Annotated in this window: 1 pseudogene; it reads right to left on the bottom strand. The window is 73.0% G+C overall.

The window, feature by feature from the left end:
* Positions 1 to 255 (bottom strand): annotated as a pseudogene (locus JHD59_RS22480) (hypothetical protein); the annotation flags it as partial.
* Positions 256 to 322: the final 67 nt, after the last annotated feature.

The raw sequence follows: 322 nt of genomic DNA, 5'->3' as shown, positions 1-322 counted from the left end.
CCCCCCCCCCCCCCCCCCCCCCCCCCCCCCCCCCCCCCCCCCCCCCCCCCCCCCCCCCCCCCCCCCCCCCCCCCCCCCCCCCCCCCCCCCCCCCCCCCCCCCCCCCCCCCCCCCCCCCCCCCCCTTTACAAGCAGAAGACGGCATACGCGATAATTGGCGGAGTCTCGTGGGCTCGGAGATGTGTATAAGAGACAGGTAATGGCCGGCGCGGCGATGATCGCCACCCAAAACCAAGTGGAATGCAGCACGTCCATGATGTCTTCCCTCAAAAACAAACGCCCCCGACCCCATTCCGGGCAGGGGGCGCGGCTTACCTTTTCA

The sequence above is a fragment of the Chromobacterium sp. ASV23 genome (assembly GCF_016428945.1).
Lineage (GTDB): Bacteria > Pseudomonadota > Gammaproteobacteria > Burkholderiales > Chromobacteriaceae > Chromobacterium > Chromobacterium sinusclupearum.
Note: the sequence above shows the minus strand (reverse complement) of the source record. Positions and strands in the feature narration are given on the sequence as shown.